2 protein-coding genes are annotated in these 602 nt (G+C 28.7%); both read right to left on the bottom strand.

Annotated features, from left to right (window positions below):
- Positions 1–92 precede the first annotated feature (92 nt).
- The gene (locus JC606_RS23280; protein ID WP_198779574.1) at positions 93–323 is read right to left on the bottom strand and encodes a (4Fe-4S)-binding protein; all 231 of its coding nucleotides are present in this window, start codon (positions 321–323) and stop codon (positions 93–95) included.
- 164 nt (positions 324–487) lie between these two features.
- On the bottom strand, positions 488–602 hold a 115-nt coding region (locus JC606_RS23740), incomplete at its 5' end, for a hypothetical protein (protein WP_443083689.1).

The following is a 602-nucleotide window of genomic DNA, read 5'->3' as shown; positions in this document are numbered from 1 at the left end:
CACGAAATAAATTGAATCAAAATTTGTGAAAATTCGAGCAATTCGTGGCGAAAAAATCAATTTAATCTGTGGCAAAAAACTATGTAAAAAGTTTAGGTTTTATTATTCATATAAAATGTCAATGCTCCCGATGGACACTTATTAACTGTTGAAATTATTTTCTCAGTTGCAGATTTTTCTGGAGTAATCCAAGGTTTTTCTTTTGGACGAAAGACATCTGGATTGTTTTTGACACAATTTGTCGAATGAATACATTTTCCAGATTGCCATACAATCGTAACTTCTCCGTTTGTATATTCTTTAATGAGGTTATTTGGATTCATGGTTTAAAATTTTAAGGATGAATTTAATTTTAAAGTCAGACCAATTTTCTTATTTATAAAGTTAGTCTTTCTTTTTAAAAATTGAGCAAAAAAGAAACGATAATAGTCTGATTTACAGATTTATTATCGTTTCAAGGTACAGGTATTAATTGTTTTTGTTTGAATTAATAATTCATTGGAATATCCATCAATAAAAATTCAGCATCTGTATTGGCTTTAATATTCAAAGTGTCAGTTCCTGAAATTCCTACCGCATCACGAGTATTTAATTCTTGACCG

The sequence above is a fragment of the Vibrio sp. IB15 genome (genome assembly GCF_016406055.1).
GTDB classification, from domain to species: domain Bacteria; phylum Pseudomonadota; class Gammaproteobacteria; order Enterobacterales; family Vibrionaceae; genus Vibrio; species Vibrio chagasii.
Note: the sequence above shows the minus strand (reverse complement) of the source record. Positions and strands in the feature narration are given on the sequence as shown.